This is a genomic window from Campylobacter sp. RM5063, assembly GCF_024723655.1.
In the GTDB taxonomy this organism is placed as follows: Bacteria; Campylobacterota; Campylobacteria; order Campylobacterales; family Campylobacteraceae; genus Campylobacter_D; species Campylobacter_D lari_D.
The window spans coordinates 12,489-35,983 of record NZ_JANQDA010000006.1 but is presented as its reverse complement, the minus strand read 5'-3'; the positions used below and the strand labels follow the sequence as shown (position 1 = coordinate 35,983).

Annotated in this window: 26 protein-coding genes and 1 other RNA gene; 10 read left to right on the top strand and 17 right to left on the bottom strand. The window is 29.3% G+C overall.

Annotated elements, in window-relative coordinates:
- Positions 1–10: 10 nt before the first annotated feature.
- From rplI to rnpB, 7 genes are all read left to right on the top strand, one after another.
- Positions 11–454 carry a 50S ribosomal protein L9 gene (gene rplI / locus CAMP5063_RS03320; RefSeq protein WP_039618280.1) on the top strand — a complete coding sequence of 148 codons (444 nt, stop codon included), beginning with the start codon at positions 11–13 and terminating at the stop codon, positions 452–454.
- Positions 454–996, top strand: coding sequence for an ATP-dependent protease subunit HslV (gene hslV / locus CAMP5063_RS03315; protein ID WP_133318899.1), 543 nt, complete (start codon positions 454–456; stop codon positions 994–996). Before rplI ends, hslV begins: the two co-directional genes overlap by 1 nt.
- Positions 993–2,312 (top strand): ATP-dependent protease ATPase subunit HslU, encoded by a 1,320-nt coding sequence (gene hslU, locus CAMP5063_RS03310; protein WP_133318898.1) that lies wholly within the window; start codon positions 993–995, stop codon positions 2,310–2,312. The genes hslV and hslU overlap by 4 nt, the downstream gene beginning before the upstream one ends.
- Entirely contained in the window at positions 2,309–3,181 is an 873-nt protein-coding gene (gene era / locus CAMP5063_RS03305; protein WP_337194820.1) for a GTPase Era, read from the top strand. The genes hslU and era overlap by 4 nt, the downstream gene beginning before the upstream one ends.
- A complete protein-coding gene (locus CAMP5063_RS03300; RefSeq protein ID WP_337194819.1) occupies positions 3,171–4,181 on the top strand; it encodes a hypothetical protein in 1,011 nt (336 codons plus the stop codon). The genes era and CAMP5063_RS03300 overlap by 11 nt, the downstream gene beginning before the upstream one ends.
- Complete coding sequence (locus CAMP5063_RS03295; protein WP_133318895.1) at positions 4,144–4,683, top strand: hypothetical protein; 540 nt, start codon at positions 4,144–4,146, stop codon at positions 4,681–4,683. The genes CAMP5063_RS03300 and CAMP5063_RS03295 overlap by 38 nt, the downstream gene beginning before the upstream one ends.
- Positions 4,684–4,709: 26 nt before the next feature.
- Positions 4,710–5,031, top strand: an RNA gene (gene rnpB / locus CAMP5063_RS03290) — RNase P RNA component class A.
- On the opposite strand, the gene CAMP5063_RS03285 is transcribed toward rnpB, so the two are convergent.
- From CAMP5063_RS03285 to CAMP5063_RS03205, 17 genes are all read right to left on the bottom strand, one after another.
- The gene (locus CAMP5063_RS03285) at positions 5,026–5,241 is read right to left on the bottom strand and encodes a hypothetical protein (protein WP_133318894.1); all 216 of its coding nucleotides are present in this window, start codon (positions 5,239–5,241) and stop codon (positions 5,026–5,028) included. The two genes, rnpB and CAMP5063_RS03285, sit on opposite strands and share 6 nt — an antisense overlap.
- The gene (gene fliS, locus CAMP5063_RS03280) at positions 5,238–5,609 is read right to left on the bottom strand and encodes a flagellar export chaperone FliS (protein WP_133318893.1); all 372 of its coding nucleotides are present in this window, start codon (positions 5,607–5,609) and stop codon (positions 5,238–5,240) included. Before fliS ends, CAMP5063_RS03285 begins: the two co-directional genes overlap by 4 nt.
- 18 nt (positions 5,610–5,627) lie before the next feature.
- On the bottom strand, positions 5,628–7,934 hold the full coding sequence (fliD, locus tag CAMP5063_RS03275; RefSeq protein ID WP_337194818.1) for a flagellar filament capping protein FliD: 2,307 nt from the start codon (positions 7,932–7,934) through the stop codon (positions 5,628–5,630).
- Between the two features lie 2 nt (positions 7,935–7,936).
- Entirely contained in the window at positions 7,937–8,278 is a 342-nt protein-coding gene (locus CAMP5063_RS03270) for a FlaG family protein (protein WP_133318891.1), read from the bottom strand.
- A 119-nt stretch (positions 8,279–8,397) separates the two neighbouring features.
- Positions 8,398–10,191: a menaquinone biosynthesis decarboxylase gene (locus tag CAMP5063_RS03265; protein ID WP_263662449.1), complete on the bottom strand. Its 1,794-nt coding sequence runs from the start codon at positions 10,189–10,191 to the stop codon at positions 8,398–8,400.
- On the bottom strand, positions 10,192–11,118 hold the full coding sequence (hemC, locus tag CAMP5063_RS03260) for a hydroxymethylbilane synthase (protein WP_337194817.1): 927 nt from the start codon (positions 11,116–11,118) through the stop codon (positions 10,192–10,194).
- Positions 11,109–11,504, bottom strand: coding sequence for an FxsA family protein (locus tag CAMP5063_RS03255; RefSeq protein ID WP_337194816.1), 396 nt, complete (start codon positions 11,502–11,504; stop codon positions 11,109–11,111). The genes hemC and CAMP5063_RS03255 overlap by 10 nt, the downstream gene beginning before the upstream one ends.
- Positions 11,501–13,201 (bottom strand): proline--tRNA ligase, encoded by a 1,701-nt coding sequence (locus CAMP5063_RS03250; RefSeq protein WP_263676420.1) that lies wholly within the window; start codon positions 13,199–13,201, stop codon positions 11,501–11,503. The genes CAMP5063_RS03255 and CAMP5063_RS03250 overlap by 4 nt, the downstream gene beginning before the upstream one ends.
- Positions 13,188–14,495 carry a glutamyl-tRNA reductase gene (gene hemA, locus CAMP5063_RS03245; protein ID WP_337194815.1) on the bottom strand — a complete coding sequence of 436 codons (1,308 nt, stop codon included), beginning with the start codon at positions 14,493–14,495 and terminating at the stop codon, positions 13,188–13,190. The genes CAMP5063_RS03250 and hemA overlap by 14 nt, the downstream gene beginning before the upstream one ends.
- A complete protein-coding gene (locus CAMP5063_RS03240) occupies positions 14,495–15,388 on the bottom strand; it encodes a polyprenyl synthetase family protein (RefSeq protein WP_337194814.1) in 894 nt (297 codons plus the stop codon). Before CAMP5063_RS03240 ends, hemA begins: the two co-directional genes overlap by 1 nt.
- 47 nt (positions 15,389–15,435) lie before the next feature.
- Complete coding sequence (locus CAMP5063_RS03235; protein ID WP_133318977.1) at positions 15,436–15,843, bottom strand: exporting protein; 408 nt, start codon at positions 15,841–15,843, stop codon at positions 15,436–15,438.
- Positions 15,844–15,872: 29 nt separating this feature from the next.
- Positions 15,873–16,136, bottom strand: a complete 264-nt coding sequence (locus CAMP5063_RS03230) for a DUF2018 family protein (RefSeq protein WP_258107334.1) — start codon at positions 16,134–16,136, stop codon at positions 15,873–15,875.
- Between the two features lie 2 nt (positions 16,137–16,138).
- Entirely contained in the window at positions 16,139–16,765 is a 627-nt protein-coding gene (locus CAMP5063_RS03225) for an HAD family hydrolase (RefSeq protein WP_337194813.1), read from the bottom strand.
- Positions 16,762–17,094: a hypothetical protein gene (locus CAMP5063_RS03220; protein ID WP_337194812.1), complete on the bottom strand. Its 333-nt coding sequence runs from the start codon at positions 17,092–17,094 to the stop codon at positions 16,762–16,764. Before CAMP5063_RS03220 ends, CAMP5063_RS03225 begins: the two co-directional genes overlap by 4 nt.
- Positions 17,091–18,716: a cation:proton antiporter gene (locus CAMP5063_RS03215; RefSeq protein ID WP_133318882.1), complete on the bottom strand. Its 1,626-nt coding sequence runs from the start codon at positions 18,714–18,716 to the stop codon at positions 17,091–17,093. Before CAMP5063_RS03215 ends, CAMP5063_RS03220 begins: the two co-directional genes overlap by 4 nt.
- A gap of 25 nt (positions 18,717–18,741) precedes the next feature.
- A complete protein-coding gene (locus CAMP5063_RS03210) occupies positions 18,742–19,116 on the bottom strand; it encodes a heat shock protein transcriptional repressor HspR (RefSeq protein WP_039668403.1) in 375 nt (124 codons plus the stop codon).
- Between the two features lie 12 nt (positions 19,117–19,128).
- Positions 19,129–20,001, bottom strand: a complete 873-nt coding sequence (locus CAMP5063_RS03205; protein WP_133318881.1) for a DnaJ C-terminal domain-containing protein — start codon at positions 19,999–20,001, stop codon at positions 19,129–19,131.
- A gap of 152 nt (positions 20,002–20,153) precedes the next feature.
- Here CAMP5063_RS03205 and CAMP5063_RS03200 point away from each other — a divergent pair, with 152 nt between their 5' ends.
- From CAMP5063_RS03200 to CAMP5063_RS03190, 3 genes are read left to right on the top strand one after another with little or no spacing between them, the layout of a single operon-like run.
- A complete protein-coding gene (locus CAMP5063_RS03200; protein WP_133318880.1) occupies positions 20,154–21,569 on the top strand; it encodes a DegQ family serine endoprotease in 1,416 nt (471 codons plus the stop codon).
- A gap of 12 nt (positions 21,570–21,581) precedes the next feature.
- Complete coding sequence (locus tag CAMP5063_RS03195; protein WP_039626094.1) at positions 21,582–22,256, top strand: response regulator transcription factor; 675 nt, start codon at positions 21,582–21,584, stop codon at positions 22,254–22,256.
- Positions 22,253–23,494 carry an ArsS family sensor histidine kinase gene (locus CAMP5063_RS03190; protein ID WP_133318879.1) on the top strand — a complete coding sequence of 414 codons (1,242 nt, stop codon included), beginning with the start codon at positions 22,253–22,255 and terminating at the stop codon, positions 23,492–23,494. Before CAMP5063_RS03195 ends, CAMP5063_RS03190 begins: the two co-directional genes overlap by 4 nt.
- The last annotated feature ends 1 nt before the right edge of the window (position 23,495 follow it).

Sequence of the window (23,495 nt, the reverse complement as noted above, 5' to 3'; positions counted from 1 at the left end):
AAGGAAAACAATGAAAGTATTATTAATTAAAGATGTAAAAAGCTTAGGAAAAGCAGGAGAAGTTAAAGAAGTAAAAGATGGATATGGACAAAATTTTTTAATTGCCAAAGGTTTTGCCAAAGCTGCTACACATGAAGTTTTAAAACAATATGAAGCAGAGCAAAAGAAAAAGGCTGAAAATTTAAGATTTGAACTTGCAAATTTGGAAAAATTAAAAGAGGAATTATCTAAAATCACTATTTGTATAGCTAAGCCTGTGGGAGCTAATGGAAGCTTGTTTGGTGGGGTTACTAAAGATGAAATCGCACATGCATTAAAAGATCAAAAAGGTATAGAACTTGATAAAAAAAGCTTAGAATGTGATACTATAAAAGAGCTTGGTGTGCATGAAATTTCAGCAAAATTAGGCCATGCAATTCATGCTGTATTTAAGCTAGAAGTTAAAGGAGAATAATGTTTCACGCAACTACAATTTTAGCTTATAAAGGTAAAAATAAATCTGTAATTGGTGGAGATGGACAAGTAAGTTTTGGAAACACTGTTTTAAAAAACAATGCAGTTAAAATTAGAAAATTAAACAATGGAAAAGTATTAGCAGGTTTTGCAGGAAGCACCGCTGATGCTTTTAATCTTTTTGACATGTTTGAAAAACTACTTTCTAGTTCTAAGGGTGATTTATTAAAAGCTGCAATAGATTTTTCAAAAGAATGGCGTAAGGATAAATACCTAAGAAAACTTGAAGCAATGATGCTAGTATTAGATAGAGATCATATATTTTTACTTTCAGGAACTGGAGATGTAGTTGAGCCTGAAGATGGTGCTATAGCCGCTATTGGTAGTGGGGGTAATTATGCACTTTCTGCAGCAAGAGCTTTGGCTAAACATTCAAATTTAGATGAAGAAGAATTAGTCAAAGAAAGCTTGCAAATAGCTGGTGAAATTTGCATTTATACTAATACAAATATTAAAACTTATGTAATTGAGGATGATAAATGAATTTAACTCCAAAAGAGATTGTGAAATTTTTAGATGATTATGTAATTGGGCAAAAAAATGCTAAAAAAATCATAGCAATTGCTTTAAGAAATCGTTATAGAAGAATGCAGCTTAGCCCTGAACTTCAAGATGATATCATGCCAAAAAATATTTTAATGATAGGATCAACTGGGGTTGGTAAAACAGAGATTGCAAGACGCCTTGCTAAGATGATGGGACTTCCTTTTGTAAAAGTTGAAGCAAGTAAATATACTGAAGTTGGTTTTGTTGGACGTGATGTAGAAAGTATGGTTAGAGATTTAGCTAATGCTGCTTTAAATTTAGTAAAAAACGAAGAAAAAGAAAAAAATAAAGACAAAATTAATGAATTTATAGAAAATAAAATTTTAGAAAAACTTTTACCACCTTTACCAAAGGGTGTTAGTGAAGAAAAACAAGAAGAGTATCAAAATTCTTTAGAAAAAATGCGCGTGAAATTAAAAGCTGGTGATTTAGATGATAGCACAATAGAAGTTGAAATTTCACAAAGCGTGTTTGATACTAATCCAAATTTACCACCTGAAATGGGTGCTATGCAAGATATAGTAAAAGTTATTGGCGTGGGTAATAAAAAAGTTAAAAAAGAAATGAAAGTAAAAGATGCAAGAATAGCTCTAGCTCAAGAAGCAAGTGAAAAAATTCTTGATATGGAAAGTATTAAAGGCGAGGCTTTAAGAAGAGCTGAAAATGAAGGGATTATTTTTATCGATGAGATAGATAAAGTAGCAGTTTCAAGCTCAAATTCAAACCGCCAAGATCCAAGCAAAGAAGGAGTGCAAAGGGATTTGCTTCCTATAGTTGAAGGTAGTACTATACAAACTAAATTTGGACCTTTAAAAACTGATCATATTTTATTTATCGCAGCAGGTGCTTTTCATTTAAGCAAGCCAAGTGATTTAATCCCTGAACTTCAAGGGCGTTTTCCTTTAAGGGTTGAGCTTGATTCGCTAGATGAGGATGCTTTATATGCTATTTTAACAAGACCTAAAAATTCATTACTAACACAATACATTGAGCTTTTAAAAACTGAAAATGTAGAACTTGTTTTTGAAGATGAGGCTATTAGAGAAATAGCAAAAATAGCAAGCAAGGCTAATGAAGAAATGCAAGATATTGGCGCAAGACGCTTACACACGGTGGTAGAAAAACTTTTGGAAGATATTAGTTTTGAAGCAGATGAATATGCTGGAAAAGTTTATAAAATAGATGATTTTAAAGTGCAAGTTAAACTTGGAGATATCATAGAAAATAAAGATTTAGCTAGGTATATCTTGTGAAAAGTGGCTTTATAAGCATAGTAGGTAGAACTAATGCAGGAAAAAGTTCTATCCTTAATTCTTTATTAGAAGAAAAATTGGCTATGGTTTCTCATAAGCAAAATGCTACAAGAAGAAAGATTAATGCAATTATAATGCATGAGAATCATCAGCTTATTTTTATAGATACACCAGGCTTACATGCAAGCTCTAAAGCTATGAATCAGCTTATGATTGATTTGGCGATTAAAAGCATTGCAGATTGTGATGTGATTTTATTTGTGGCTAGTATTTATGATGATATTAAAGATTATGAAAATTTTTTAAGTTTAAATCCTAAAGTGCCGCATATTGTATTAATCAATAAGGTTGATTTGGTAAAAAAAGAAGTCTTACTTAAAAAATTAAGCGAGTATTCTCAGTTTAACTCGCATTTTAGCGCCATTATCCCCTATTCTGCTAAGCAAAAATTTTATAAAAAAATTCTCTTAGATGAGATGATTAAGTATTTGCCTGAACATCCGTATTATTTTGATTCTGAGTTTATTACTACCACAAATGAAAAGGATATCTATAGAGATTTTATTTTAGAAGCCATATATGAAAATTTAAGTGATGAAATTCCTTATAGCACTGAAGTAAAAATAGAAAAAATCAAAGAGCTTGAGCAAATTTATTATATTAACGCTATCATCATTACAGATAGTAATTCTCATAAAGGAATGATACTAGGTAAAGATGGAGCTACAATTAAGCGTATAGGTAAAGAAGCTAGGATGAAGATAGAAAAATTAGCGCAAAAAAAGGTAATGCTAAAATTGTTCGTTCAATTAGAAAAAAATTGGCATAAAAACGAGCAAAATCTCAAAAAAATCCTTTATGATGAGTAAAAAAATCATCAAAAAAGATTTTCTTACTTATGAAAAACTTTTATATGTAAAACTTACAAATCCTATTAGTGAAGATGAAATCTTAAAAAAGAGCTTTGAGGAACTTGGTCTTAAAGATGATTTTTCATATGAGCTAAAGTATTTTCAAGATAAATCTTTTACTCATGTATTTTTGTGTAAATATGAAGATATTTTAGATGTTGATTATGTAATCCCAGAACCCCTGCTCTTTGAAGTGTATTTTAGGAATGATACAAATAGTGAAAATCTTGCATTATTATTTAAGAAAAAATACATAGTTTTAGTGGAGTATTTGGGGTGTGAATTTCAAAATTGCAAAGTTATGCCATTAAATATTTATAGTAAAATATATGATGAAAAATTAAAAAATACATATAAAAACATTATAAGCATAGACGATACTCAAAATCTTAGCAGTTTTGATAAATTTAATAGTAATATTTTCTATCAAAAATTATTAAAAAAATGTGATCGAGTTAAAATTAATTTTGCCAATAAAGCAAAAACAAATCATTTAAAATCTTTTAGTTTTAAAATTTTATTAGCTTTTACATGCGGGATTTTACTAGCCTTAGTTTATCCTTTGTATTTATATACGCAAAAATCATTTTATGAAAAAGAAAAAATAAAATATGAAAATTTAATCAAAAATCAAGATGATATCTTAGAGCAAGCAAAAATAAATCAAAAACAAAATCAAGAAGTTGAAAAATTACAAGAAAAAAATGAACAAAAAGTTGATTTGTTACAAAAATTTTATGCAAATACGCTCTGCTATAAGGATTTTTATAATTTTTTAAAAGTCTTAAATTCTCATCAAAGTTATATAGAAGCTTTATATATAAAAAATAATGATTTTATCATAAAGCTTAATAAAGATTATGATTTTTATGATGATTTTAAAAAATATCATTTTGTGCTAAAAAATAAAGAGATTAACGATGAAAAAATTACTCTTGTTTTTGAAAAATCTTTATGAAAATTTAGAAAATATCTTTACGAGATTATCTAAACGCGAATTTATATTGACTTTGATAATGGCTTTTGTATTTGGTTTTTTTATAATCTATATGAGTATTTTTGAGTATTTTGAAAAACAAATGAAATTGTCAAAAGATGAGTTATTTATTTTACAAGCAAAATATGAGCAAAAACAAGAATTGATTTCTGATTTTAAAGATGAAAAATTGCAATCTTTTGATAATGAAATATCCTTAGAAGAAAGTAAAGATTATCAAAGTGTTTTAAAAAATATAGAAAAAAATCTCACTAAAGTAAGGTTTTTACAAATCCAAAGTCATGAAAGTCAAGATCAGTATTTTACTTATTATGATTTAAGATTGAGTTTTAATGGTGATTTTTATTTTTTAATGCAATTTTTGCAAGAACTAGATCCTTATATAAAAGTCAAAAATTTAGAGCTTGTAAAATATGAAAATGAATTAAAAATTACATTAAATCTTATTTTTACTCTAGTATAAAAATGATTTTTTTGATAAAATTTATCTAAACATGGCAAGCGATCGCTTCTTTTGAAGAGGAAAGTCCGAGCTGCAATAAGACAAGGATTCCATCTAATGGATGGCTAGGGTAACCTAAGGGAAAGTGCAACAGAAAGAAAACTACCATATTATATGGAAAAGGTGAAACGGTAGAGTAAGAGCCTACCAGTAGCTTTGGTAACAAAGCTAGCTATGTAAACCCAATCCGCAGCAAGAAGGGGTGGTTTTAGTCTTATAATATAACCCTTCGCTTGAACTTGTTTGCAAAAACAAGTCTAGATAAATGATCGCTCTTGACAGAACTCGGCTTATCGCCATGTTTTATTTCATATAAGCAGATGCTTTTTTGAGTTTTTGTAAATTTTTTGCTACTTCATCTTGCTTTTTTTTCATAAAAGCTATTGCCTCATTAGTAAGAGCTAAAGCCTCATTGGGACAATCTTTAAAGTCAGGTTTTTCTATGAGTTTAACTATTTTTTCCACATCTTCAGTATATACAGCTAGTTTAAATTCATCTATCCATTTTTTTTCACTCATTTTTGATGTACTTCTCTCCAAGCCTCTAACAAGCCTTTGACTACATTGATAACTTCATCTACTCTTGCTTCACTATTTTCTATATTTGCCAAAGAAAGAAGTTGTAATTCTCTAGTGTATAGGCCACTTAAGTAGTGTGCTATTTCTCCGCCTTTTTCATAATCAAGGCAATTTAACAATTCTATAAAAATAGCACTAGCTCTTTTTACATAATACACTCTTTCTTCTATATTTCCATTTTGAATAGCTATTTTTATCCTACTTGCAAAGCGTAAAATCCCGCTATATAACATCTCTATAAGTTTTTCTTGGGATTCTACACCAGTTTGATTTTGTGAATACGCATTATATACTGCACTATTTAGCATTTAAATCCTCTCTATTTTTTAAGAATTTTGATTATTTGCTGCATTAATCATATTTGTAATAACACTTGCTTGGTTATTTAATTTTGCAATTATACCATCATATGCTGCCCATCTTGACCACATTGTGTCATATCTGCTTTCTATGGATTTTTTAGTATTTTCTATAGTTTCGTTTAGATTTTTTGATTCTTTGGTTAAAGAGTCTTTATAACCCCCAAAAGAACCATCAGAGCTCATCATCTCACCCATAGTGTTTTTTAATACCCCAAAGGTTCCAGTTTCTTCTTTATAAACTGAATATATAGTTTTTGGACTTAAGCCAAATTTTTTCAAAAAGTCTTTATCGCCTTGAATTTCTAGGTTACTTCCTGATGTTCCTTTGATTCTAAATTGAATTTGCTGATTATCGTTACCTTGATTAATGATTTCAAAACTAGCCTCTAAACCTTCTAAGCCAAAACTGTTTATATGATCAACTAAATTTTTAGCTTTTTCTATATCATCTTTTCCTGTTAGTTTAAAAGGATCTCCATTGGCAGTTTTACTTAAATCTATAGTTTCATCATTATAAGTAATGGTAAAACTACCTTCTTTGAATTCTATATCATTTTCACCAAACTTACTTACTCTATCTCCTGTTAGATCGATGTCTTCAAAGCCATTGTGTCCTACGAAAAATTTCTCAGCCATTTCAGGATCTTCGTTAAATTTAGCATTAAATTTTCCAGAGTCAAAGGTTAAAACCCCATCATTTAAAGTCAAACCATAATCAGCTAGAGATAAACTTACTTTTGAAGAAACTTTAACACCATCTGAAGTATCACTATCTCCAACTGTGATTGTTCCATCTACTGTGATAGTTTGAAGCAAAATATTGTTAATTTGTGATTTTATATTATAAATCGAGCTTACACCTACGAAATTTCCTTTTGTCCCTGCATCAGGATCGTATTTTGTCGCTGCATTAAGATTGATCATCAAATCATTATAAGCAGTAGCTAAACTTTCTAAAGATTGTGCTATGGCTTCAGTATCTTGAGTAACATTGAAACTAATTTCACCCTTTTGTTTAAGCTCTAGGGTAATATCAGGTCCTATATCTGTAATGGTATTAGTTGATCTAATCATCTTAACGCCATCTACACTAAAGATAGCATCCATACCTTTTTGGATATGATTTTCATTGTTTGAAGCTACATTGTAGCCTTGTGGTGTGCTTGTATCTAGAGTAATGCCAAATTTATCTTTTAATAATGAAGTAGCTTTGTTATCTCTAATATAATTTGCTTGATCTATATTGCCATCAGCATCAGTTGCATAGCCACCATCAAAAAGACTTAATTCACCACCATTAGTAGCTCTAAATGTAAAAGTCTTTTTACTCTCATCAAAGCTTAATTCCACTTTTCCATTAGTTTGTTTTTTTAAATCTTCTGCTAAGCTCTTATAAGTAGTGTTCTCGTCTATATCAATAGTAAATCTATCATATCTTTCACCATTTTTAATAACAAAAGTAAAAGAAGTGCTTTCTTCTGCCGAACTAAGTAATTTATCTTCAGGATTTCCGCTAAATGTTCCACTTATTTTATCTTTATCTTTATTTTCAGTACCTGTTGGTCTAAAACCATATAAACCACCCGCACTAATGCTATTTTTATCAAGCTCCCAACCCATAGCTTTTAAAAGCTTATCATCACCTGAAAAAGAAATATTATTTTTAGTTCCTGTTTCAGTGCTTTGTACTACTAAACGATAAGGATTGTCTCTATCTCCAGTATTTACTAGCTTAGCTTCTATTTTACCACCTGTGGCGGAATTGATTTTTTCAGCAAGTTGAGCTACGGTTGTACTTTTATCGATTTCTATTTTATAGTCTTTTCCATCTTGGGTGATAGTAAAAGAAGCTTTGCCGTTAGAATCACCTTCTATACCTAAACTGCCCATGACGGTAGAGGTTTTGTCTTTAAAACCATTGCTTTGATAAACATCTTTTTGAGCAAGTTGATCGACTATGACTTTCATATTTGAAAGATTAGATAAAGAGCCTACAACCAAGCTAGCAGCAGCACTATCGCCACTTACACTAGGAGAAACTTTCTTTTTATTAAATTGAGAAGTATCGCCAAGACTATTTACAGCAGTTTGAAAAGCAAGTAGTTTAGCTTCAAGCTCTGCTAAGTCTTTTTGTCTTGAAGTGTTAGTTTCAAGTTGCGTGTTATAAAGCTTTAAGTGAGCATTCATTTCTGCTTCTTTAAGCTTATTAAGTGTATCGCTTGTTAAAACTCCTGAACCTATACCTAAGCTTCCTAAACTACCTACTGCCATGATTAACTCTCCTTATCAAAAATGGTGCCAATAACACCTTTAAAATGTTCTATTAATTTCATAACTTCTTCACTAGGAATTTTGCGTATTAACCTACCTGTGTCTTTTTCGGTGACATTTACATACATTTCGTTTATTTTATCATTATACGCAAAACGCACATTTGTTTCCAATGTTTCCATTTGTCTATTAAGTTTTTCTGTTGCATTTTTTAATTTTTCATTTAAATTCTCATCTTGATCATTTAAATCAACCTGTTGCTTATTCTCTTGAGATGGCTTTTCAACACTTTTTGTGTTAAAATGAGTTATATTTGTATCTCTTTGAATATTGCTAATGTCCATTTTAAACTCCTTTTTAAAAGACTCTAAAACACATTATCGACACAATTTTAAAAAACTTAATATTTAAATTAAAAATATATATATTTAATAAGCAAAAAGTGTTCTCAAAAAGTTTAAAATTAAAAAATTTCAAACTTTTTGAAGAATTTTTCATCATTTACAAGTAATTTTTTTGCAATAAGTCTGTCTATAACTTCTTTGGAGCAATTTGTCATTAAAGGCCACTCTTTATGATAATCTTCTAATGATCCTTTATTTGTCGCATCAATTGCAACACAATCTTTTTTGATAAATATATCTCTTTTTGCATCGATATTATTTACCACACGCCAAATTAACATATAAGGATTTTCCAAAATAGTATCTGAATCTAAAAAAACTAAAATTCTAAAATGTTTTTTATAAATTTGTAGTTTTTCAAAAATTTGAGCAATTTTTTCTTTTTTATCAATTAAGATCACACAAATTGGAGTAAAGGTTTGGGTGTAAAATTGTTTTAATTTTAAAATATTTTGATCTTTTTCTTTAAAAAGTGAAAACAAAGCTTCATCACTTAGAATTTCAAGTTCAACTTTTTTCTCATCACCACACGCATCAAGTCCTGCTTTACCACCGTAACAATAAGTGCTTGAAGCATGATCGAGTTGATCGCAAATTCCTTCACTTATGAGTAATTTTTCTTCATCAAAGCGATTAAGTATATAAGGTATGAGCTTGTCATAATCTTGCAAGCAAGGTGCATTTTCATCGACAAAAATAGCATGTTTTACAAAACTCATTTGCCCTACTCCCCAAAAAGTATGCATTACTTGTTTTGCATGAGCTGGATATTTTGCTTCTATTTTGGCTAAGATTAAATTATGAAAAACTCCATTTTCAGGCATGTTATAATCTATCAAATCAGGTGCGTTAGTTTGAAGTAAAGGTAGAAAAACTCTTTCTGTGCCAAGCCCCATGTATTTATCTTCTAAAGGCGGTTTTCCTACAACCGTAGCTTGATAAATCGCATTTTTTTTAGCAAAGATTTTTTCTACTTTTAAGACAGGACAAAGTTCAATAGGAGTATAAAAGCCTGTATGATCTCCAAAAGGTCCCTCGGGTGCAAATTCATTTGGATTTACAAAACCTTCAATCACAAAATCACTATCATAAGGCACATAGAGATGATTGCTTTTGCATTTTGCCAAAATAGCAGGTTTTTTCTTGATAAAACCATAAAGTAAAAGTTCAAAAATACCTTTTGGTAAAGGCGCTTGAGCACACCAAATATATAAAGGATCTCCACCTATGGCTATACTTACTGGCATTTTTTGATTTGCTTTTTTATACTCATGAAAAAAATGGCTCGCGTCTTTGTGAATTTGCCAATGCATAAGCAAGGTTTTTTCATCAACTACTTGCAAGCGATACATTCCAAGATTATTTTGTTTTCCATTTATGCTTTGAGTATAAACTTGCCCCATAGTGATAAAAGGTGCAGCGTCTTTTTCCCAAGTTTTTAAAATAGGTATTTCATATAAAGAATTTAAGCTTTTGTAGTTAAATTCTCCATCTTTTTTGATACGTTTTGGTGGGATATTTTTTAAATCAAGCAAGGTTTTGAAAAAATTTAATTTCGCACCAAAGCTTTGCGGTATGTGCATTTTAAGTAAAGAGCTAATTTCTTTAGCTACATCTTCATAATCTTTTCCAAATGCTAAATTTAAAGCTTTTTTACTGCAAAAAGTATTTAATAATACAGGATAATCGTATTTTTTACTATTTTTTACTGCATTAGTAAAAAGCAAGGCTTTAGAGTCTTCTTTTTTAACTTCTATATAAGCTAAATGTGCCATTTCAAGTTCTACATCTACTGGCTCATGGATGGTTTTTAATAAATTATTTTTTTCTAAAAGCTCTACGAATTTTTGCATTTATATCATACTCTCTGCTTCTTTTAAAATTTCTTTTGCACCTTTTGCTATCATTTCTTTGGCTAAAAGCTCGCCTGCATTTGAGTAATTTTGCTTATCAATTACTCTTTTTTCTTTTAAAATTTTACTTGCATCGGGTAAGCCCACTATGGCGCGAATTTCTATTTTTTCATCAATGATTTTTGCATTAATTCCTATAGGTACTTGACAACCACCTTCTAAGGTTTTTATAAAATCTCTTTCTATATGAGTTTCTATAAAGGCATTTTTATCGTTTAAGCATTCAAGGTATTTTAAAATTTGTTTATCATCAATGCTTTCTATACCTAAAGCTCCTTGAGAAGCTGCAGGTATCATCTCATCAAGTTCAAAAGCCCTAATGTATTTTATTTCTTTATCTAAACCCAAGCGTTTAATGCCAGCTAGAGCTAAAATAATAGCATCAAATTCCTTAGCTTTAAGTTTTTCTAAGCGTGAGTTGATATTACCTCTTAAAGAAATGATATTTAAATCAGGTCTTAACGCTAAAAGCTGCATTCTTCTTCTAAGACTTGTAGTGCCTACTTTTGCACCTTTTGGAAGAGCATTTAAGCTTTCATAATACTCACTTAAAAAAGCATCATTTACCACTTCTCTTTTTGAAATAGCAGCTAAAACTAAGCCATCAGGAAAGAAGCTTGGCACATCTTTTAAGCTATGCACAGCTAAGTGTGAATCACCTCTTAACATACTTTCTTCAAGTTCTTTTGTAAAAAGTCCTTTTCCACCTATTTTAGCTAAAGGAGAATCAAGTAAAACATCACCTTTAGTTTTAAAACTCTCTAAAGAAATTTCTAAATCAGAATGTGTTTGTAATAATTTATTTTTTATATACTCACTTTGCCATAATGCAAGTTGGCTTTTTCTTGTTGCGATGATTAATTGCATTTTTTATGCTCCTGTATGATTTCTACATCTATGATTTCTTCTTCGTTGTTTGTTTGATGATATTTTCTTTTTTGTTTTGTAAATAATTTTAATATCATCATAAAAAATAAGAGTAAAATTCCCAAAAATGTGCTTAAAATTCCTGGTATTAAAAGTAAAATTCCAACTATAGTTAAGGAAAATAATTTAATTATACCAAATAAATTAGTATTGGCATTTTGCATAGTTATGAGATTTGTCCAAGTCTTTGCTAAAAACATTGCTCCTAAAAACATACTTGCAAAAACTATCATAAAAAAATTTAAAAAACCAAAAAAGACTATAAATAAAATACTAGTAATCAATTCTAAAATCAAAAAAGCACTTAAATTTGTTTTTGCTATCATAAAATTTTCTCTAAGTGTGAAATTACTTCTTGGGTTTTTAAAACTTGTTTTTCTAGAGTATTTCTATGGATTAACTCTACTTCATCGCTTTCTAAACCCTTACCTATAACTAAAGCATAAGGAAAGCCCATTAATTCAAAATCATTAATCTTTACACCAAAACGCTCATTTCTATCATCAAACAAAATTTCTTTATCTTTAAAATGAGTATAAATTTGCTCAGCAAATTCCATAGCTTTTGTATCTTTTATATTAGAAACGATAATATCTAAAACAAAAGGAGCTAGAGTTTTATTCCAAATACAACCTTTTTCATCATGGCTTGCTTCTATGGCAACAGCTACTAAACGGCTCACCCCCATACCATAACAACCCATAGTGAAAAATTGAGCTTTACCATTTTCATCTAAATAGCTTGCATTCATTGCTTTTGAGTATTTATTTCCAAGTTTAAAAATATGTCCTACTTCAATACCTTTGCTTTGCTTAAGCTTGTGCTGACATTTTGGACAAAGATCATGCTCTTTAACTGCGGTAAGATCTTTAAAGCGTTCTTTATTTAAATTTACAACATTGATTCCAACCAAATGATAATCTTTTTTATTTGCTCCAATAATCATATTTGTTTCATTTTCAAGCTCATGATCAATATAAAAATCAACTCCATTTAATCCTACAAAGCCAATAAATCCTGGCACTAAACCTGCTTTTTCTAATTCTTCTTCACTTACATCGGCCAATTCTAATGCATTTGCTGCATTTAGTGCTTTAACTTCTTGCAGTTCATCATCGCCGCGTATAAAAAATACTACAATTTTTTCTTCATTTTCATAAATAGCTTTTTTAGCAATAGCTTTAACAGTATAGTAAGGATTAATTTTAAAAAATTCTGCTAATTCTTCTATAGTTTTTACATTTGGAGTGTGAAATTGTGTAGCAAAGTCAGCTTCTGGTCTTTCATCTTCGCAACTTTTTTTAGCTCTTTTTGCTGCTTCGATATTTGCAGCATAATCACAATGCTCACATAATAATATATCATCTTCACCATTTTTAGCCAAAACCATAAATTCTTTTGAACCACTTCCGCCAATAGCCCCGCTATCAGCTTCAACAGCTCTAAAATCAAGCCCTAATCTTGTAAGAATTTTACTATAAGTTTCATGCATAAGATTAAATTCTTTATCTAAATCAGCTTCATTGCTATGAAAACTATAGCCATCTTTCATTAAAAATTCTCTACATCTTAAAAGTCCAAATCTAGGTCTAGCTTCATCTCTAAATTTAAGTCCTATTTGATATAAATGCAAAGGAAGTTGCTTGTAAGAATTTACTTTATTTCTAACCAAAGCTACTATGGCTTCTTCATGGGTTGGTCCTAAGACAAAATCATTTTCTTTTCTATCTTTAAAGCGTAAAAGCTCTTTACCAAAAACATTAAATCTCCCACTTTCTTTCCAAAGTTCAGCTGGGGTATTAAAACTTAAATTTACTTCTAAAGCTCCCGCTTTATCCATTTCTTCTTTGATGATATTTTTAATCTTATCTAAAACTCTTTTTCCTAAAGGTAAAAAATTATACAAACCACTTCCAATTTGTTCTACAAAAGCACCCTTAACTAAAAATATATGACTTGGCAGGGTAGCATCTTTTGGATTTTCTTTTGTGCTTATGGCATAAAATTTACTAAATTTCATGATTATTCTCCAAATTAAATTCACATTTATAGAAGTTTAAACCTTCCATGCTTTCATTTTTTAAATCAAACACGTAACGCATGGCATTTACAACAGAGTCATTTTGCATAGTTCCACTTAGTTTTTTTAAATTTACACTAGGATGATGTAAAAATGCATTCATCACCTGTCTTATAAGCTTTCTTGCTTCTTCGTGATTTGAGTGTTTTAAATATCCTTTATCTATGGCCTTTTGTAATTGTTCTTTAGCGATTTCATCAGCTTGCAAGCGTAATTGCTTAACCAAAGGTAAGGTTGCTAGTTTGCTTAGATGTTGGAAAAACTCATTTGTCATAGCGCCTACTATAGAATAAGCAATCTGGGCTTGATGTTCTCTTAGTGTTAAATTTTTTCTTACAACTTCTTCTAAATCATCAACAGCATAAACTATATTTTTTTCATTTGCTTTTACATCAATATCCCTAGGCACTGCTATATCAAAAAAATATCTTTTATAATCTTTTTCTTCTAATATGTCATTGGTTATGATAGCATGTGGAGCGTTTGTGGCACTAAAAAATATCTCATATTTATTTAATGCTTCTTTTAAATTTGCGATACTTTCGCAATTTGCATTTTCACCTAAATCCTCACAAAGTTTTTTGGCATTTTGTATATCTCGATTTAAAATCAACACTTTAGCTTTAGCATTTAACAAATGCTTACAGGCTAACTCGCTCATTTCCCCTGCACCCACTACAACTGCAGTTTTATTTTCTAAATTTATAAGCTCTTTGGCTTTTGCTACCGCTACTGAAGCAACTGAAATAGGATTTTTGGAAATTTCAGTTTGATTTCTAATATTTGCTGCACATTTAAAAGCATAATGGACTGCTCTAGTTAAATGCACACCACATCTTTGTTCTTGTAGAGCAAATTTATAAGCATCTTTTAATTGTCCAGCAATTTGTGTTTCTCCAATAACTAAACTATCAAGTGAGCTTGCCACAGAAAATAAATGATGGATAGCCCCACTATCTTCATAAAAATCAGCTTTTGTGCTTAAATTTTCTTTATCAACCCCACAAAGCAAACTAAGTGTTTTTAAAATATGTTCATTGATACTTTCAATTTCTCCGATAAAAAGAAAAATTTCAACTCTATTGCAAGTGCTAAGCACTAAACTTTCTAGAATTTTATTATTAGTATGGATTAATCTTAATAATTCTCTTTTTTTATCTTCATTGGAAAAGGAAAGTTTTTCTCTAGTAGCAATATCTGTATTTTTGTGCGTAAAACTGATACAATAATAATGCATTAAAATTCCCTTTCTATCATACTTTTAATAATATCTTCTAAATCTTTTATATTGTATTTTTCTATGGCTTTTAAGGCATTATTTGCATAGGTGTTTAATTCTTGACCAATTTGATTAAAAATTTCATGCTCTTGCATTTTATTTTTAATCCAAGTAAGTTCATCTATATTTAAATCTTTCTTGTAATAAGACTTAAGTATTTCTTGATCTTGTGGATTTAATTTTTCATATAAATACATATAAGAAAGAGTGGTTTTACCTTCTTTAAAATCATTCATGGCGGGTTTGCCTAAGGTTTGTTCATCGCCTTTGATATCTAAAATATCATCTACGATTTGAAAAGCCAAGCCCAAGTTTTTACCATATTCTGCAAAATCATCTTCATTTAAATTAGCAAGTATAGCCCCACATCTTGCACTAGCTTCGATTAAAACGGCTGTTTTGTTATATATCATTTGCAAATAAGCGTTTTTATCGGTATTGAAAGTTTCGCTTAAATTTACATCCATTAATTCGCCAACGGAAAGCTTTACAACAGCATTGGAGATGATTTTTGCTAATTTTAAATCTATTAAAGAAAGTTCATAGAAGGCTTTTGAGTATAAAATATCTCCAAGCATGATAGCATTTTTGGCTCCAAATTGTTCATTGATAGATTTTACACCTCTTCTTAATTTTGCTTCATCAATCACATCATCATGCAATAAGCTTGCAGCATGGATTAATTCTATAATGGCACAAATTTTATAACTAATATCGTTTTCGCTAGCTATTTTTAAAAGTAATTTTGAGCGTAATTTTTTACCGCCTTGAAGTTTTGAACTCATTGTTAAAATAGGCTTGTAATTTAATTCAGATAAAAATTCATGCATATATTGATCTATCTTTTGCACCATGCTTTCCTTAATTTTCTTATAATTATATTTTATTAAATTTTACTTTAGTTTTGATTAAGAGTGACTTTTCTAGGATCTAAAAATTCCACTTCTAATCTTTTATCTCTATCTTCTATGTAGATAGTGAAAATAGCCTCACCTTTTTTAAAATCACTAAATTCAAGTATTAATCTTGCTCTATCTATGTGTGGATTTTTATAATCAGGCACTAAAGTTTGATCTACCCAATTTAAATTTCTTCTTAAAGACATCACAAATTGCCTAGGGTATTTTTTATACCTTGAATGAACGATGATATTAGTTTGATCAAATAAAGTCCATGAAAAGTCAAAATAATAAATCTCATCAGGATAATCAATTTCTTTTATTTTTACACTTGCTTTTTCATCTTTACTTAAGGTAAATTTATAAGTATAATCAAAAAATACTTCAGCTTTTAAAAAATTAAACATCAAAAATAAAGATAAAAATAAACGCAAAATCAACCCTCATGCCCTAAAATTTCAGCACTTAAGCCTATATAAAAATCATTTTTTCTCTCATCTATTAAGAGTGAATTTTCCATTTGAAATTGTGCTACATCATTTTCATTTAAATTATTTTTTTCTAAAAGCTCTATCATAGCGATATGATCGGCTAATAATTTTTCTAAAACATTTTCTAATGCACCTAAATTTGCATATTTTATTGTTTCAATAAATTTTTCTTTAGGGCTTTTTGCAAACATTTCATCAAAAATATCCATTTTTAACCTTTTATATAAGTTTGAATTTTTTCTATTAAAGTAGTTTTATCGTTAGCTTCATCTAAGTCTTTAATTTCTTTTTGCCAAGAAATATGTATATAATCCATCTTAGCATTTTTAGCACAAAGTCTATCTTTTAAGCTATCGCCTATGAAAATACTTTTTTCATATTTTGCTTCATCTGCGATTAATCTTAGCATCATAGGATCAGGCTTAGCTTCTATACCATAACTAACACCTAGTATTTTATCAAAATATGAAAGAATGTTTTGTTTTTTTAAAATAGGTATCAAGCTTTCTTGAGGTGCATTTGTGGCTATAGCTAAATAGCAATCATTTTTTTTGCAAAATTCTAAAACCTCAAGCACACCATCAAAAAGCACCACGCTTTGATCATAATGCTTAATAAAATACTTCTCATAACCTTCTTTAAAGCTAGTATGTGAGTAAGTATCAACCCCGTAAAAAATCTTAGCATAATTTTGCCCAGGAGTATTGATAGTATCTAAAATAAACTCTCTTTTTAAAGGTTCTAAATTTAAATCCGCTCTTATTTCATTTACCGCACATATTATAGCATTAGCACTATCTATAAGCGTGCCATCCATATCAAAAATTACATTTATCAATATTCATCCTTAAATTTAATTTTATGTTTGTCTTTTTTATAACTTTGATTATTTTTTAGCTTATATAAGGCATTGGCTTTTGAAGCTAAGGTTTTTTGGTCTAAACTTTCATCTAAACACTCATTTACAAAAATCTCCAAAGCCTTAGTATAAGTAGAATCTAAAAACACCGCTTGAATTTTCTCAAAGATTTTAGCATTTTTTTGCATTCTTTCTCTAAAAAGAGTTAAATCAAAATCTTCTCTTTTTAAAGCACTCACAGCAGAATTAGTAAATTTTTCTAAAGTTCTTACATATTTTACCCTTAAAGCTTTTTCATCATTTTTCATTCTGCTGCACTTGTATTGATTCTACATTGTAATGCTTCTTGTACTAAATTTCTTGCTATTGAAGCTTCAGCATCTACAATGTGTAAATGTTTATCAGTATGTGGGAAAATGATCTTAGCACCTGTACCACTTGTTTTTAAAACCGTTTGTATGGGTTTGTTAAAGCTAGAAAGCACTTGATAGAGCATATCAAGCTTAGCTTCATTACTTATAGTTATAATAGCAACTGAGCATTCTTCTATATTTGCTACTTTTAATGTTTCTACTTGGGCTACATTTGCAAAAAAGATATTTTCATTTCTACTGCGGCCAAGTTCAACTAAATTTAAATCACTTTCTAAAACCAAATATGGAATACCTGTTTTTTTGATCTTTTGCACCACTTCTTGACCTAATCTTGTATAACCAAAAATGATAAAATGATCTTTCATTTTTTGATCACATAAATAAAATTTAGCCATATCATTTTGCTCACCTTCGGCTGCGTTGGCTATTTTTCTAAGATTATTTAAAATAAAAGGCGTTGCAACCATAGTGACGATAGAAACTATAATAAAAATTTGTGCTGTTTTTTCATCTATAAGTGAATTTACTTGCATTAGCGAAAATACTGCTAGCGCAAATTCTCCAATTTGAGAAATACTCAAAGCAGTTTTTAACGCTACTCTTTTTCTTGTATAAAGGATTAAAAGACCGTAGATTACTACAAATTTTATCAATAAAACCAAGCTTACAAAAACAAAAATCAAAAACCAATTTTCAAAAACTATATGAAAATCAATTTGCAAACCAACACTGATAAAGAAAAATCCTAAAAGCAAATCTCTAAAAGGAACCAAATCTGCTTCTATTTTATGTTTATATTTAGTTTCAGCTATCAAAGCTCCAGCTATGAATGCTCCAAGTGAGTATGAAAAGCCAAAAGAATGAGCCAAAAAACTTGCTCCTATTACAGTAAAAAGTATGGTGGCGATGAAAATTTCATTTGCGTTAGTTTTAATGATGAATTTTAAAACATAAGTAAAAAGGTATTTGCCTATAAAATAAAGCAAAACAAGTAAAATCACAGCACTGACTAAAGTTGTAAGTAAAAGTTTTGAAATATCAGCATTTTGAGAACTAAATATATCAATCATTAATAGCAGTGGTATCACAGCAATATCTTGAAAAAGTAAAATTCCTAAAGCTTTTCGGCCATATTCTTCGTTGATATCGCCATTATCGTTAAGTATTTTTAAAACTATAGCAGTGGAAGATAAGGCTAGAGCAAAACCTGCTATCATTGCGATATGGCTTGCTATACCTAAAATATAAGTTACAAGTAAAGTACAAACCAAACCACAAGTTAGCATTTGCAAACTTCCATTTAAAAATACTTCTTTTTTCATTGCCAAAAGATGTTTAAATGAAAATTCAAGCCCTATAGTAAACATTAAAAAAACTATGCCAAATTCAGCTACATGTATAACAAATTCATTAGTGCTAAAACCATAAAATTCACGCACAAATAAACCTGTAGCTATATAACCTATAATAGTTGGAATACCAAATTTTTTAAGTATGACATTAAGTATGACAGCAACTGCTACTGCAGTTAAAAATAAAGTTATAAAAGCATCCACTCACCAACCTTTTGTAATGTTTTTATTATTTTATTTTTTCTAAAAAAATTAAATCAAAATTACTTCTATGTTTAACTACTGCTCTTGATTTTGAAGGATTATCTCTTCTATCAAGTTCTAATCTTAACTCTTCAATAGTGTTTTCAAACTCATCAATTTTTGTTTTTAGTTTTAAAATCACATCAACACCAGCTAAATTAACCCCAAGATCTCTTGTTAAGCGTAAAATCATTTTGATTCTATCTATATCTTTTTGAGAATAAAGCCTCATTTTACCATCGGTTCTACTTGGCTCAACTAAACCTTCTTTTTCGTATTGTCTTAGAGTTTGTGGGTGTATACTTAAAACTTTTGCAACAACACTTATAAGATACACCGGTTCATCATAACTATGCTCCATTACTTACTCCTTTCAAGGTAATTTTTCTTCTAAAATTTTTACAAATTCAGGATCAAGGCTATTAATATCAGGTATTTTTACATTCAAAATTAAATACATATCCCCATAAAGATCTGTTTTTCTGTTTTGCACTCCATAACCTTTAAGTCTAATTTTTTGATTGTTTTTAGAATTTGGCGGTATGGTAATTTTAACTTCTTTTCTTGGGGTATGCACACTGATTTTATCTCCAAAAAGCGCTGTTTTCAAGCTAATTTCAACCTTTTTGTACAAATCATCATCTTCTCTTTCATATTCATCGCTTTGTTCAAGTTCAACTTTTAAAATCAAATCCCCTCTTTGCCCTTGAAAGCTTTTTCCTTTACCTCGTATGCGTAGCTTTTCGCCATCTTTTATGCCATGTGGAATTTTGATTTTAACTTGCTCGTTATTTATATTTACCAAATGCTCACCACCTAAAATTCCTTTTTCAAAAGGAATTTTAACACTTGCTTGCAAGTCTAAATCTTCTTCAAATCCTCCAAATCCCCCAAAGCCACTTCTAAAATTATTACTAGAACTAAAACCGCCACTAAATCCTCCAAAGCCTCCGCCAAAAATATTTTTTAAAATATCATTGATGTCAGCTCCACCTGCATTTCTTGAAAAATCATGAAAACTTTGCCCACCAAACATAGAATCGCCATATCTATCATACTGAGCTCTTTTTTTCTCATCACTTAAAATTTCATAAGCGGCGTTAATTTCTTTAAATTTTTCCTCAGCACCATTTTCTTTGTTAATATCGGGATGATATTGTCTTGCTAATTTTCTATAAGCTTTTTTTATCTCATCTGCACTAGCGTTTTGCGAAACTCCTAGTGTTTCATATAAACTATTACTCATTTTTATTATTCCTTAATTTTTTATAAGATTATATCAAAAACTTTAGTCTTAGTCAATCAACTTTTATAAGTTTTAAAACTAAAGGTTTTATTTACAATTGTGTAAAAATAAAATTTTATACTTGCATTAAATGATTTTACAAAGGATAAAACATGAAAAAAACTATGATTCTTTCTTTGGCATTGGCAACTAGTCTTTTTAGTGCTAGTATTGATTTTAAACAAGCAGATGATAATGTAAAAAGAACTTTACCAACTGATAATCAAAATACTATACTTTCTTATCATGATTCCATACAAAAAGTTAAAAATTCAGTTGTAAATATCTCAACTTCTAAAACTGTTCAAAGTAGTTCATTTGGAATTGATGATTTTTTCAATGACCCTTATTTTAGACAATTTTTTGGTTTTGATTTCCCACAAGCTCCAAAAAATAAAAAAAATAAAGAAGTTGTAAGCTCATTAGGTTCTGGTGTAATTATTTCAAGCGATGGTTATATTATAACAAATAATCATGTTATAGAAGATGCTGAAAAAATCACTGTAAATTTACCTGATTCTAGCACTGAATATAAAGCTAAATTAATCGGTGCTGATCCTAAAACAGATTTAGCAGTGATAAAAATAGAAGCAAAAAACTTACCCGCAGTAGTTTTTGCTGATTCAGATAAATTACTAGAAGGTGATGTAGTGTTTGCTTTGGGTAATCCTTTTGGTGTTGGAAGTAGTGTTACAAGTGGGATTATTTCGGCCTTAAATAAAAACAATATAGGTCTAAATCAATATGAAAATTTCATCCAAACTGATGCTTCTATTAATCCTGGAAATTCAGGCGGAGCTTTGGTAGATAGTAGAGGAGCTTTAGTTGGGATAAATTCAGCCATACTTTCAAGAAGTGGTGGAAATAATGGCATAGGTTTTGCAATCCCTTCTAATATGGCAAAATCTATTGCACAAAAACTTATTGAGCATGGAAAAATTGAAAGAGGATATTTAGGCGTAGTCATAGGAGCTTTAACTCAAGATATTAAAAAAGCCTATACTAATCAAGAAGGTGCTTTAATTACTGAAGTACAAAAAGATTCAGCAGCTTATAATGCAGGGTTAAAAAGAGGAGATTTGATTATAAAAGTAGATAAAACTGTGATTAAAAGCCCTATGGATTTAAAAAACTACATAGGAAGTATTGATCCAAAACAAGCAGTAGAAGTAACTTATGAAAGAGATAATAAAGTCAAAACAGCTAAATTTATGTTAAAAACAGATGAAAAGTCGCTACAATATGAAAAAGGTTATATTGATGGTCTAAAATTAGTGGAACTTGACTCTAAGAATAGACAGCAATACCGCATACCTGAAAGTATTAGTGGTATTTTAATTACCGAAGTTACTCCAAAATCAAAAGCTGAAAAAATAGGTTTTGAGCAAGGTGATATTATTATAGGTGTTGATCAGTATGAAATTTCAAATTTTAAAGAATTATCTAAGGCTTTAGAATTAAATAAAGGTAAAGAGTATGTTAAAATTTGGATTAATAGAGGCGGATTTGTAAGAGCTTTACTTTTTTAAGAAAGGAAAAAAATGACAAATATTTTAATGATAGAAGATGATTTAGAATTAGCAGAGATTATAGCTGAATATTTAGAGCAATTTGATATGAAAGTAGATATTGCTCATGAGCCTTATATAGGTCTTTCAAGACTTGCTTTAAATCCTTATGATTTAATCATTTTGGATTTAAGCTTACCTGGACTTGATGGACTTGAAGTATGCGAGGAAATTCGTAAAAAATATGATACACCTATTATCATTTCAAGTGCAAGGCATGATATTAGCGATAAGGTTGCAGCACTTGATTTGGGTGCAGATGATTATTTACCAAAACCATATAATCCTCAAGAACTTCAAGCAAGAATTAAAAGTCATTTAAGAAGAATTTCAAACACAAAAACTGCTCAAGCTCAAGTTAAAAAAGATCTTGTATATGATAAATATAAACATACTATCACTATGAAAGATCAAGAAATTAGCTTTACTAATGCTGAATTTGATATTTTGAGTTATTTAATTAAAAAAGAAGGTGGAGTGGTAAGCCGCGAAGAGCTTGTGTATAATTGTAGCTCTATTAGTGAAGATTCTAGTAATAAAAGTATAGATGTAATCATTAGTAGAATCAGACAAAAAATCGGAGATGATCCTAAAACTCCAAAATACATTCATTCAATCAGAGGCATAGGGTATAAATTAACTCAATGAATAAATCATCAATTTTTTATACTATAACCTTTGTTTTTTTACTTGCAAGCGTTAGTGTAATTTTAGCTTTTTTATGGCTTATAAAATATGATCAACAAAATTACACTAATGAGCTTAATGCAAAATATTCTTTTATAGCTAATGCAAGATTATTATATTTTAATCATGTGATTAGTGAAAGAGAATTTTATGAGCAAACAAAAAATTACAAAATGATAGAATTAACAACTCCATCAGCCATAAGACAAATCATCTATAAAGCTGAAACTATAGCACGGGCTCAAACTAGTACAGGTGTAGTTGAAATCATTACTTTAGAAGATAATGTGTATTTAAAAATCATCTTTGATGGTAAGCTTTATTTATATAAAGATTTAGAATATCAAGGTTATCGTTATTTTGTGATCAAGCTTATTGCTAGTATAGTAGTAATGGTTTTATTGATTTTATATATTTTTATCATTAAAAAATTAAAACCACTTAGAGCTTTAAAAAGACAAATTGATAAATTTGGCGAAAATAAACTCAATGAAATTCAAAATGTTAGCAAGGGAAATGATGAAATTTCTCAAGTAGCAACAGCCTTTTATGAGTCTATTTTAAGAATTCAAAAACTAAACACTTCAAGGCAGTTTTTCTTAAGAAATATTATGCATGAGCTAAAAACCCCCATTACTAAAGGTTTAATTACTTTAGAAATGCTTGAAGATAGCAAATATAAAGAAAGATTAGTGGGTGCTTTTAATCGTTTAGAGATTTTGATTAATGAATTTGCAGCCATTGAGCAAATTACTTCGGGTGCTGGTTTGATTAATTTAAAAAAATACAATATCTTAGATCTTTTAGATGAAGCTAAAGATATAGCTATGAGTGATGATGAAAAGGTAAAAATTAGTATAAAAGAAAGTTTTAGTGTCAATGTAGATTTTAAACTTTTTACCACTGCAATGAAAAACATGATAGATAATGCGACAAAATACTCTGATGAAAATTGCGTTACTATAGAAATAACTAAAGATTATCTTTGCTTTAAAAACAAAGGAAAAGCCTTAGATAAAGACTTGAAATACTACACTCAAGCCTTTACGCAAGGCAAGAAAAATAAAGATAGTTTTGGACTTGGATTATACATTGTTAAGACTATTTTAGATTCTCATAAACTCACGCTTTATTATGAATATAAAGATGGTGTTAATCATTTTTATTTTAATGATATACAAAATATAATTTTAAACTAGG

Bases quoted from the DNA above. Each gene is read 5' to 3' on its own strand.
- hslV (WP_133318899.1), top strand. From the start codon at position 454: ATGTTTCACGCAACTACAATTTTAGCTTATAAAGGTAAAAATAAATCT.
- fliS (WP_133318893.1), bottom strand. From the start codon at position 5,609: ATGCTAAATAGTGCAGTATATAATGCGTATTCACAAAATCAAACTGGT.
- fliD (WP_337194818.1), bottom strand. From the start codon at position 7,934: ATGGCAGTAGGTAGTTTAGGAAGCTTAGGTATAGGTTCAGGAGTTTTA.
- CAMP5063_RS03190 (WP_133318879.1), top strand. From the start codon at position 22,253: ATGAATAAATCATCAATTTTTTATACTATAACCTTTGTTTTTTTACTT.
- CAMP5063_RS03300 (WP_337194819.1), top strand. From the start codon at position 3,171: ATGATGAGTAAAAAAATCATCAAAAAAGATTTTCTTACTTATGAAAAA.
- CAMP5063_RS03270 (WP_133318891.1), bottom strand. From the start codon at position 8,278: ATGGACATTAGCAATATTCAAAGAGATACAAATATAACTCATTTTAAC.
- CAMP5063_RS03195 (WP_039626094.1), top strand. From the start codon at position 21,582: ATGACAAATATTTTAATGATAGAAGATGATTTAGAATTAGCAGAGATT.
- CAMP5063_RS03265 (WP_263662449.1), bottom strand. From the start codon at position 10,191: ATGCAAAAATTCGTAGAGCTTTTAGAAAAAAATAATTTATTAAAAACC.
- CAMP5063_RS03205 (WP_133318881.1), bottom strand. From the start codon at position 20,001: ATGAGTAATAGTTTATATGAAACACTAGGAGTTTCGCAAAACGCTAGT.
- hemA (WP_337194815.1), bottom strand. From the start codon at position 14,495: ATGCATTATTATTGTATCAGTTTTACGCACAAAAATACAGATATTGCT.
- CAMP5063_RS03220 (WP_337194812.1), bottom strand. From the start codon at position 17,094: ATGAAAAATGATGAAAAAGCTTTAAGGGTAAAATATGTAAGAACTTTA.
- CAMP5063_RS03295 (WP_133318895.1), top strand. From the start codon at position 4,144: ATGAAAAAATTACTCTTGTTTTTGAAAAATCTTTATGAAAATTTAGAA.
- CAMP5063_RS03230 (WP_258107334.1), bottom strand. From the start codon at position 16,136: ATGGATATTTTTGATGAAATGTTTGCAAAAAGCCCTAAAGAAAAATTT.
- CAMP5063_RS03235 (WP_133318977.1), bottom strand. From the start codon at position 15,843: ATGTTTAATTTTTTAAAAGCTGAAGTATTTTTTGATTATACTTATAAA.
- rplI (WP_039618280.1), top strand. From the start codon at position 11: ATGAAAGTATTATTAATTAAAGATGTAAAAAGCTTAGGAAAAGCAGGA.
- CAMP5063_RS03255 (WP_337194816.1), bottom strand. From the start codon at position 11,504: ATGATAGCAAAAACAAATTTAAGTGCTTTTTTGATTTTAGAATTGATT.
- CAMP5063_RS03210 (WP_039668403.1), bottom strand. From the start codon at position 19,116: ATGGAGCATAGTTATGATGAACCGGTGTATCTTATAAGTGTTGTTGCA.
- CAMP5063_RS03285 (WP_133318894.1), bottom strand. From the start codon at position 5,241: ATGAGTGAAAAAAAATGGATAGATGAATTTAAACTAGCTGTATATACT.
- CAMP5063_RS03200 (WP_133318880.1), top strand. From the start codon at position 20,154: ATGAAAAAAACTATGATTCTTTCTTTGGCATTGGCAACTAGTCTTTTT.
- hslU (WP_133318898.1), top strand. From the start codon at position 993: ATGAATTTAACTCCAAAAGAGATTGTGAAATTTTTAGATGATTATGTA.
- hemC (WP_337194817.1), bottom strand. From the start codon at position 11,118: ATGCAATTAATCATCGCAACAAGAAAAAGCCAACTTGCATTATGGCAA.